The organism is Pseudobutyrivibrio sp., assembly GCF_017471675.1.
Classification (GTDB): domain Bacteria; phylum Bacillota; class Clostridia; order Lachnospirales; family Lachnospiraceae; genus Pseudobutyrivibrio.
The window spans coordinates 1-10,537 of record NZ_JAFUSK010000047.1; the positions used below are offsets into that span (position 1 = coordinate 1).

Here is a 10,537-nt window from a genome sequence, read left to right on the forward strand (position 1 = left end):
CCTAGCGAGAAGGACACATCTTTATACATCAGACCATTCATGTTTGCTACAGAGGCTGCACTTGGCGTACACATGGCAAAATCATACAAATTTATGATTCTTTGTTGTCCAGTTGGAGCATATTATGCAACAGGTCTTGACCCAGTTAAGATTTTGGTAGAAAATGAATTAGTACGAGCAGTTGCAGGTGGCACTGGCTTTACAAAATGCGGTGGTAACTATGCTGGTTCTATCGCAGGACAGGTAAAGGCAGAAAAGATGGGATATTCACAGGTTCTTTGGTTAGACGGTAACGAGAGAAAGTACGTTGAAGAAGTAGGAACAATGAATATCATGTTCAAAATCGACGGAGAGATTTGGACAGCTCCAACAGTAGGAACAGTTCTTCCAGGTGTTACTAGAGATTCTATGATTCATCTTCTTAGAGACTGGGGTTACACTGTTAGAGAAGAGCGCCTTGCAATTGATGACCTTATGAAGGCTGGCCATGATGGTAAGCTTGAAGAGGTATTCGGTACAGGAACAGCAGCAGTTATCTCACCAGTTGGGGAACTCCGTTTCAAGGATGATGTTGTTGTAATAAATGGAGGTAAAACAGGCGAGCTTACCCAGAAGCTATACGATACTTTAACAGGCATCCAGTGGGGTAGACTCGAGGATAAATATGGATGGACACAAGTTATAGACTAAATTTGGATTTGGAAATCAATAGCGAGGACATGCAGTCGTTGCAGGATGCATTCTGCAAATCTAACGATATGTATGTAATGTGTATTGGCAAAACTCATGGACAAATCACATCCTTCTCAGGCAATAAGCCTGAGGAGGATTTTGTTGACCGTGAATTTCCTTCTGAACTCAGACGTGAAATAATTGATTCCTTTGTAGATGGCACTGCGGAGAATATCGTGGAGCGTTTTGGCAAAGAAGATTATTTCATGTATCGAGGAGTGGCAATCAGGGGAACAAACGGGGAATTCTTAGGCGTGTGGCTTTGCTTTGGAATCAATAAGGATTTGGTTCCAGAAGAATTACAGATGCCACAGGCTATCAGGCTTACAACGCTAGAAGCGTTTGACAAATCGATTCTACTTATCGAAACTCTTACCAAGTATTATTTTGCAGAAAAAATTAAGACTCAGGCTCTGAAAAAACAGCTTAATAGAGAGCGTGATGCAGAGCATGATATTAAGTACAAGCTTAAGAAGAACGAAATCATGACTGATATTCTCAGGTTTATGGAATCAGAAAATTCCTTCTCAAAGATTTCTGAGGATATTTTAAGAGATGCAGGCAAGTACTTAGAATGTACAAATTCTGCCCTGCTTCAGATTTCAGAGAACGACACCAGCGTAGATATGATTCTAGAGTGGTGTTCCAACGAGGAAGGTGCCCTTAAGGATAAGTTCCAGCAGATACCACGTATGGATTTACCGTTTATGAATGGTAAGCCATATACTATTTCTTCTGATGCAACTCTTCCAGAGGCATTCGAAATCTTCTTTATTAAATACGGAATTAAGGCGGCAATCTTTTTGCCAATTAATATAAATGACGCGGCTGCCATGTATCTATGCTTCTTCGTAATGGAGAATGATAGAAAGTGGAGCGTTGATGATTTGCGCTTTGCAAATGATATTAAGCGCATACTTCAAACAGTTCTTGTTAAGAAGATAACTACTAATTCACTGGCAAGCTCTTACAATGCCCTGGAGGTAATCCTTAAGAATGCAGGCTACGGAGTAGTTGTAGCTGACATTAATGAAAAGCATGTTCTTTACAAGAATGATACATTTAATCAGATGTTTGATAACGAGATAGACAAAACAGCCATTAAAGAGCTGGTGTTTGACGAAAAGTTTGTTAAACCAGAGTTAAATGGTTATTTTGCCAAGGGTTCCGGCAGATGGTTTGATATCTCAATCAACAGTATCACTTGGGTTGATGGTAGACCGGTTAGAATGATTACTTCCTACGATACTACTGACCTTAGGCTATACCAAAAGAAGGTGGAACAGCAGGCTAAGGTGGATTCCCTTACAGGCTTGTTTAATAGACAGACCTGCGAAAAGGATATTTCCCTTGAATACCATGTAGCCAAAAAGTTAGGGGAGAGATTCGCTCTTCTTATGATAGATTTGGATGATTTTGCAAATGTCAACAGTGGTATGGGCTACAAGGTTGGTGATGAATTGTTAGAATACGTAGCACATAGCATCAACGACATTTCCCAGATTAATGGCAAATGCTATCGTGTAGGTGGGGATGAATTTGTTGTTATTGTCACCCATGACAACATGTCCCATTTTGATTACATCATTAAGCGAATCACCAATCTTTTTGCTAATCCATGGACTCTTGAAGGGGTTGAGTACAATTGCTCAATGAGCATGGGTTGTGTAAAGGTGGACGAAGGGTTTGATGAAGCCGCAGATATTTTCACATGCTTAAATATCGCTGTTCACAGTGCCAAGAATAATGGCAAGAATAGATTAGAATATTATGATGACAAATCAAAGGCTATCAAAGAAGAAAAGGCTAAGCTGGAGCAGAGCCTAAGAGAAGCAGTAAGTGATAACTGCAGCCAGTTTGAGGTTTACTACCAGCCGATAATGGAATTTGTTAATGGTATTCCTCTTTGCCACGGGGCAGAAGCTTTGGTTAGATGGAACTCTAAGGAGTACGGTCTTGTAACTCCAGAGGGCTTTATATCTGAGGCTGAGAATCTTAGATTAATGGATTCAATAGGAAGCTTCGTAATAAGTGAAGCAATTAAAAGCTGCAAGCATTGGAACGATTTTGGCTTCCCTGAATATGGGGTAGGTATTAATCTTTCTTTATATCAGCTTGGTCAGAAGGATATATTAGAAACCATTAAGGCATTAATCAAAAAGACAGATATTAATCCAGCCAATATCACATTTGAGGTGACAGAGCCAGTATCCACAGAGGATGTTAGCTGGATGGTTAAAATCCTCACAGCTATTCGTGAATTAGGCTGCAAGATTGCCTTAGACGACTATGGCAAAGCTGGTTCTTCTTTAATGAATATACGTGTTATGCCAATAGATATTATTAAGATAGATAAGAGCCTTACGGCAGATATGGACACTGATAAATTCTCAGCGGCATTTATCAAAGCCATATCAGAGCTTGCAAAATCTGTCGACCTGACAGTTTGCGCTTCAGGGGTTGAGGTAGAAAAGCAGGTAGAGGAAATAACACAGTTTTCCGTTAACTTAGCACAGGGTTACTACTTCGATAGGCCATTATCCAAGGCTGAATTCGAAGATAAGTATTTATAAAGAAAGGTAAGGGAAATAATGTACACACTTGAGGACATCAGAAACACAGATTCAGAGGTGGCAGAGGCTATTGTAAAGGAATTCAATCGTCAGTCTGAGCACATCGAGCTTATTGCATCAGAAAACTGGGTATCACCAGCAGTTATGTCTGCTATGGGTTCAGTACTTACTAACAAGTATGCAGAAGGTTATCCAGGTAAGAGATACTATGGTGGCTGCGCAGAGGTAGATGTTATTGAAGAGCTTGCAATTAACCGTGCCAAGGAATTGTTTGGTGCTGAATATGTTAATGTTCAGCCACATTCAGGAGCACAGGCTAATATGGCAGTTCAGTTTGCAGTGCTTAAGCCTGGGGACACAGTAATGGGTATGAATCTTGACCACGGCGGACATCTTACACATGGTTCAAAGGCTAACTTCTCTGGAACTTATTTCAATATTGTTCCTTATGGTGTTAATGATAATGGCTTCATTGATTATGACGAGGTTGAAAGAATCGCAATTGAATGCAAGCCAAAGATGATTATCGCTGGTGCATCAGCATACTGCCGCAAGATTGATTTCAAGAGATTTAGAGAGATTTGCGACGAGGTAGGAGCAGTGCTTTTTGTTGATATGGCACACATCGCTGGTCTTGTTGCAGCAGGGGTTCACGAAAGCCCAGTGCCTTATGCTGATATTGTTACTACCACTACTCACAAGACACTTCGTGGTCCAAGAGGCGGTATGATTATGGCAACAGCTGAGGCTAACGAGAAATACAACTTTAACAAGGCTGTTTTCCCAGGTATCCAGGGTGGCCCTCTTATGCATGTTATTGCCGGCAAGGCTGTATGCTTCAAGGAGGCACTTGACCCAAGCTTCAAGGAATACGGAAAGCAGATTGTAAAGAATGCACAGGCACTTTGCAAGGGCTTACAGGATAGAGGAATCAAGATTGTTTCAGATGGAACAGATAACCATTTAATGCTTATCGATTTAACTCCATTTGAGCTTACAGGAAAGGAAATCGAAAAGCTTCTTGATGAGGCTCACATTACAGCTAACAAGAACACTATTCCAAATGATCCTAAGTCACCATTTGTTACATCAGGTATTCGTCTTGGTACTCCAGCAGCCACAACACGTGGCCTTAAGGAAGAGGACTTTGATAAGGTTGCAGAGGCAATCGCCATTGTTATCAAAGAAAAGGAAGCAGGTATTGAAAAGGCTCGCGCTATTATCAAGACCTTAACAGACAAGTATCCTCTTTCTGGCGGACAGGAATTTTAAAGACTATTTTTTGACTCCTACGAAAGTAGGAGTCTTTTTGTTTGCACTAATACAATAGTTGTATACACAATATATGGATTTAATATAGAATTCACAGTGATTATAGACACGTGAGTATTAAAGTTGGGGGAGACCTTATTTTATGCGACTTTGAGACGCCTTTGGGCATTGACAAAAATTTATCAGATAGAGTATATTATATTTAAAGGAAACTCTATTTTCAAGTTAGAGTTTACTAACATTATATCTCATTTTTAATTAGGGAGCAAATATGCTAGATTACAAAGTTATTGAGGTAAAGCAAAGCATCTTTGAGGATAACTATGCTGATGCCAAAAAGCTTAGAGCAGAGCTTAAGGAACAGAAGACATTCTTGGTAAATCTTATGTCAGCTCCAGGCTCAGGCAAGACTACCACATTATGCCAGACCATTTCCCGTCTTAAGGACGAAATGAAAATAGGCGTAATGGAGGCTGATATTGATTCTGATGTGGACGCTGCCACTATTACAGAGGCAGGCGCTCGTGCAATTCAGATACACACAGGAGGAATGTGTCATCTTGATGCAGATATGACACGCCAAGGCTTACATGAATTTGGCACTGAAGATTTAGACCTTGTCTTCCTGGAAAATGTTGGTAATTTAGTTTGCCCAGCGGAATTTGATACCGGTTCATCAAAGAACGCTATGATTCTCTCAGTTCCTGAGGGAGACGACAAACCACTTAAGTACCCACTGATGTTTTCAGTGTGTGATGTAGTGCTTATCAACAAATGCGACACACTTCCTGTGTTTAGCGAATTTTCAAAAGAGGCAGTAGTAAAGAGTATTCATGGTCTCAATCCAAACGCTAAGGTTATTTTTGTTTCTGCAAAAACTGGCGAAGGCTTTGACGAATGGATTGACTGGTTGAGGGACCAGGTTGCCATGTGGAATAATTAGTCTTTTTTGAGGAAGTAATAATTAATTAATAAGGGTTGTAAAAGGAGGAAACTTTATATGGGAATTGGACCAGATAATTTGGGCGATTTCTACCCTGATTGGGTAAACGACTTAAAGGATGAGGATATCCGTCCTGAGATTCTTGAACTTGGAAAACTTATCACAGACCGTGCAAAGATTAAGCTTGGTCTTCAGAAGGTTACAAAGTATGATCCAGAATATTGGGCAGTAGCTAACCTTGCACCTACAAAGGAAATTGCAGAGCTTGCACTTTCTATGGGCGGCATCAGAAAGCCTAAGACATTTAAGCAGCTTCTTGAAATCACAGGTCTTGATGAGAAGACTCTTGAGGAGAGACTTGAGAAGGCTAGCTGGACAGGACTTTTAGAGTGGAATTATGAGAACGATGCTCATGAGAAGCAGTGGGTACTTCCAATGTACGTTCCAGGATCAGCAGAGTTCTCTAATATGAATCAGGATTTTCTTAACGAGCATCCAGAGATGGGCCGTTTCTTTGAGAGAATGAGCCGTCTTCCACTTGAGGGACTTACACACATGGTACCACCAGGAGGCGCTGGTATTGGTATGCACGTTATCCCTGTAGAGGAAGCTATCTCCATGGAGCAGGAAGCAATCGGTGTAGAAAAGATTTCTCATTGGTTAGATAAATATGAAGGTCATTATGCAAAGTCACCATGTTCATGCCGTCTTTCTAGAAAGACATATGATGAGGGATGTGCAGATGATCCAGAGGGCTGGTGTATTGCTATGGGTGATATGGCCGACTATGTTGTTGAGACAAACAAGGGTGGCGTTTACATCACTCGTGAAGAAGCTCTTGAGATTTTCAAGCAGGCAGAGGATAACGGCTTCGTTCACCAGATCACAAATATCGATGGAGAGAACAAGATTTTCGCTATCTGTAACTGTAATGTAAATGTATGTTATGCGCTCAGAACATCACAGCTTTTCAACACTCCTAACATGTCACGTTCAGCTTATGTTGCTCATGTTACAGCTGAGGATTGTGTTGCTTGTGGTAAGTGTGTTGAGAACTGTCCAGCAGGTGCTGTTAAGCTTGGTCAGAAGCTTTGCACAGCTGATGGTAAGCAGGTAGAGTATCCAAAGCATGTACTTCCTACAGAGCGTAAGTGGTCTACTGACGAGTGGAACGATAACTACCGTGACACTAACAGAATCAACTGCTATGACACAGGTACAGCTCCATGTAAGACAGCTTGTCCTGCTCATATCGCTATCCAGGGTTACCTTCGTATGGCAGCTCAGGGACGTTACAAGGAAGCTCTTGCTCTTATCAAGCAGGATAATCCACTTCCAGCTATCTGCGGTCGTGTATGTAACAGACGTTGCGAGGCTGCTTGTACAAGAGGTACAGTTGATGAGGCTATCGCAATTGATGAGGTTAAGCGTTTCTTAGCAGAGATGGATCTCAAGGCTGAGACAAGATATATTCCTAAGAAGATTATTCCAAAGCAGGATGGCGAGTTCACAGAGAAGGTTGCAATTATCGGTGCAGGTCCTGCAGGTCTTTCATGTGCTTACTACTTAGCACTTAAGGGATACAGACCTACAATCTTCGAGAAGAGCAAGTATCCAGGTGGTATGCTTCGCTATGGTATTCCATCATTCGTACTTGAGAACAACGTTATCGACGCTGAAATCGAAATCATCAAGGAACTTGGTGTAGAGATTAAGTGTGGTGTTGAGGTTGGTAAGGACATCACTCTTGACGAGTTACGTGGTCAGGGCTACAAGGCGTTCTACGTAGCTATCGGTTGTCAGGGTGGTAACAAGCCGGGCGTACCAGGCGATGATGCTATCGGTACAGCTACAGCTGTTGATTTCTTACACGAATGCTCAGAGAACGAAGCTTACGATATCAAGGGTGACCTTGTTGTTATCGGTGGTGGTAACGTAGCTATCGACGTTGCTCGTTCTGCAAGACGTGTTGGCAATGAAAAGGTTTCTATGTTCTGTCTAGAGAGCAGAGACATCATGCCAGCTTCTCCAGAGGAAATCGAAATCGTAGAGGCTGAAGGCGTTGAGCTTAACTGCGGTTGGGGTCCTAAGGAAGTACTTGTTGATGAGGCAGGTGCTGTTAAGGGTATCGTTCTTAAGAAGTGTACTCGTGTTAAGGACGAAACAGGACGTTTCTCTCCACAGTACGATGAGAACGATACAATCACTGTAGAGTGTAAGCACGTTATCTTCTCAGTAGGACAGCGTAGCGTTTACGGAGATCTCTTCAAGGGTTCTAAGGTTGTTATCGACAGAGGCCCTAAGGCTGATGCTCTTACATACCAGACAGACGAGCCTGACATCTTCGTTGGTGGTGATATGTACACAGGTCCACGTTTTGCTATCGATGCTATCGCAGCAGGTCGTGAGGGTGCTATCTCAATTCACCGTTTCGTACAGCCACACAGCTCACTTACAATCGGACGTAACCGTCGTGACTTCATCGAGCTTGATAAGGAAAACCTTAAGATTGGTGATTACGATCACAGCCCACGTCAGATTCCTGGTGTTTCTAAAACAACAGTTGACGGTGAGCTTACATTCCGCGACAAGACTGTAGAGCTTACAGAGGAGCAGATTAAGGTTGAGACAGCAAGATGCTTAAAGTGTGGTGCTTCAGTTGTTGATGAGAATAAGTGTATCGGTTGTGGTGTATGTACAACTAAGTGCGAATTCGACGCAATCAAGCTTTACCGCGAGCATCCAGAGTGCTCTAAGATGACTCCATCTGAGGACAAGCTTAAGTACGTTCTTCCAAACGGCTTAAAGCAGCGCATCAAAGTTGCTTTTAAGCACAGATAAAAATTGTTATAATTAAGGTGCTACTAATATAGTAGCACCTTTTTTAGGCTTCTCCCTTAACAAGTGAGAAGCTGTCACCGCAGGTGACTGATGAGGGTTACACTAACATACTTAAAAATAATAGGCTTTACTTAGGAGACTTACATGAAAAACATTTATCTTTTTGCAAACGGATTTGGCGAGACAGTGAGAACTCTGATTATCGCATACCTAATTCTTACATTCGTATTTACGGTATATTCAATAGCAAGAATGTACTACATTGAGCATAAATCAAATAATGTGAAGACAGGAAGGGCCAGAGTTAAGTATCTTCAATATACAGGGCGATTCATACAAATGCCGGTGTATTCCATGGAAGAAATGGCAAAGGATAAACACAAGCGTGATGTTAGACTTATGTATTTCCCAGCAGATAATCCTAAGAGCAAGAAATTTGCAATGATACTTCCAGGTGGGGGATACGCACATCTCTGTACCAAGCAGGAGGGCTATCCTGTTGCAGCAGCTCTTAACAAAATGGGAATCAATGCCTTTGTATTAGAGTACAGTGCAGGTAGAGACTGCGAGCCATTTTCACCAATGACGGATCTTGGCATCGCATTAAAGCTTATTAGTGACAACCTTGATAAATTTAATGTGGTGATGGATGACTATGCACTTATTGGATTTTCAGCAGGCGGCAACTTGGCAGGAATTTTTGCCAGCCATAAATTTGGTTATCTTGATTATCAGCTTCCAAAGCCAGGCGCAATTATCTTAGGCTATCCATGGACTTGCGTTAACGATTGGCTACATCATCCATACTGGAATATTTGGATTGGACTTCTTGGCATTTGGCTTAGCAATAGAGGCAGCTTCTATATGTTTGGTCTGCGCCATATCAGAAAAGGCAGAGAGATGCTTGATGTTCAAAAATATATAGAAGCAGACTATCCACCCACATTTATGTATTCAGGCTCTTGGGATGTGCTTGTTCCAGCCAGCCGCCATGCAGATGTATTTGACGCAGCTCTTACTGAGCACGATGTAAAGCATGTATACGAAAAATACTTCGGCGTCCCACACGGCATCGGCCTCGGCCTCCACACCAAAGCCGAAGGCTGGCTAGACCGCGCTATAGAATTCTGGGAAGAAAACTAAAGCCTTCCCCCTTACAAAGGGGGAAGGTGTCACCGCAGGTGACGGATGAGGGTTCTCTACAATTCTATTCATCCTAGAACTAAATTCTAGCCTAAATTACCAACAACTCTACTACACATAGGTTTCTAAATCATCCTGCATCTTGTACCCTAAAGGTGTAACAATTGTAGCGTCAGGAGGTCACATGTTAGATTTGATCAAAATCGGTTCGTTTATATCTAATGTAAGGAAGGAACAAGGCTTAACCCAAAAGCAGCTAGCAGAACGGGTTGGTGTTAGTGACAAAGCAGTTTCTAGATGGGAGACAGGCAAAGGCCTGCCTGACACTAGCATTATGTCTGATCTTTGCGAAGCACTTGGTATAAATATAAATGAACTGTTATCTGGTGAGCGCCTGGACGCAGATACTTATAGTGGAAAGGCGGAGAAGATTATGGTTGATTTGGTAAAGGATGTTCAGAACAACAAAAAGGATAGGAAAATAGAAATATTAGGTTTGTTATTGGGTTGTTTGCTTTTGCTTGTGGGATTGTTTGGCATCATGGTAGTTGGTGGCGGAAGATTAGTTTATTACTTAGATGCCCCATCTCTAATTATGGTACTAGCAATTCAGCTAATTATAGAGGGAGCAGGTGGACAGCTACAGGGATTTATACAAGCATTCAAGCTTGTGTTTGGTAAAACTGATAATTCAGAAGCTGCCATAGCAGAAGCAGCATCTAAATCTGAATACGCTATTAAATTTGCAGAGAAGGCAGCAATCCTTGGAGGAGTTCTTTCTAGTATAATGGGTTTTGTCACTGTATTTGCTATAGTATTCCGCCAGAATTATGAAGTCCTTGGCCCTAATCTTGCAGTAGCAGTGCTATCACTTCTCTATGGGGTGCTGTTAGCCTTACTATTGATGCCAATTCAGGGCAGATTACATAAAATGTACTAGTATTATATTGTGGATTAGATAAAGCCCATATAATGGTGTAAATTCTAAAATTTATTAAAAAGAGCCAAGTGCTCATCTTTCAGTTAAAATTAA

Annotated in this window: 7 protein-coding genes; all 7 read left to right on the forward strand. The window is 41.7% G+C overall.

Annotated features, from left to right (window positions below):
• The coding region (ilvE, locus tag IJ535_RS07815) for a branched-chain-amino-acid transaminase (protein WP_294300971.1) at positions 1-690 on the forward strand (690 nt) is incomplete at its 5' end.
• On the forward strand, positions 669-3,305 hold the full coding sequence (locus tag IJ535_RS07820; RefSeq protein WP_294300974.1) for a putative bifunctional diguanylate cyclase/phosphodiesterase: 2,637 nt from the start codon (positions 669-671) through the stop codon (positions 3,303-3,305). The genes ilvE and IJ535_RS07820, both read left to right, overlap by 22 nt.
• 18 nt (positions 3,306-3,323) lie before the next feature.
• Complete coding sequence (glyA, locus tag IJ535_RS07825; RefSeq protein WP_294300976.1) at positions 3,324-4,577, forward strand: serine hydroxymethyltransferase; 1,254 nt, start codon at positions 3,324-3,326, stop codon at positions 4,575-4,577.
• A gap of 271 nt (positions 4,578-4,848) precedes the next feature.
• Positions 4,849-5,520 carry a hydrogenase nickel incorporation protein HypB gene (gene hypB / locus IJ535_RS07830; protein ID WP_294300980.1) on the forward strand — a complete coding sequence of 224 codons (672 nt, stop codon included), beginning with the start codon at positions 4,849-4,851 and terminating at the stop codon, positions 5,518-5,520.
• Between the two features lie 57 nt (positions 5,521-5,577).
• Positions 5,578-8,361, forward strand: a complete 2,784-nt coding sequence (locus IJ535_RS07835) for an FAD-dependent oxidoreductase (protein WP_294300985.1) — start codon at positions 5,578-5,580, stop codon at positions 8,359-8,361.
• Between the two features lie 144 nt (positions 8,362-8,505).
• On the forward strand, positions 8,506-9,504 hold the full coding sequence (locus IJ535_RS07840) for an alpha/beta hydrolase (RefSeq protein WP_294300988.1): 999 nt from the start codon (positions 8,506-8,508) through the stop codon (positions 9,502-9,504).
• A 184-nt stretch (positions 9,505-9,688) separates the two neighbouring features.
• The gene (locus IJ535_RS07845; RefSeq protein ID WP_294300992.1) at positions 9,689-10,444 is read left to right on the forward strand and encodes a helix-turn-helix domain-containing protein; all 756 of its coding nucleotides are present in this window, start codon (positions 9,689-9,691) and stop codon (positions 10,442-10,444) included.
• Positions 10,445-10,537 lie beyond the last annotated feature (93 nt).

Excerpts from the sequence above, each read along its gene's own strand:
- IJ535_RS07845 (WP_294300992.1), top strand. The coding sequence starts at position 9,689 with ATGTTAGATTTGATCAAAATCGGTTCGTTTATATCTAATGTAAGGAAG.
- IJ535_RS07820 (WP_294300974.1), top strand. The coding sequence starts at position 669 with ATGGACACAAGTTATAGACTAAATTTGGATTTGGAAATCAATAGCGAG.
- IJ535_RS07835 (WP_294300985.1), top strand. The coding sequence starts at position 5,578 with ATGGGAATTGGACCAGATAATTTGGGCGATTTCTACCCTGATTGGGTA.
- glyA (WP_294300976.1), top strand. The coding sequence starts at position 3,324 with ATGTACACACTTGAGGACATCAGAAACACAGATTCAGAGGTGGCAGAG.
- hypB (WP_294300980.1), top strand. The coding sequence starts at position 4,849 with ATGCTAGATTACAAAGTTATTGAGGTAAAGCAAAGCATCTTTGAGGAT.
- IJ535_RS07840 (WP_294300988.1), top strand. The coding sequence starts at position 8,506 with ATGAAAAACATTTATCTTTTTGCAAACGGATTTGGCGAGACAGTGAGA.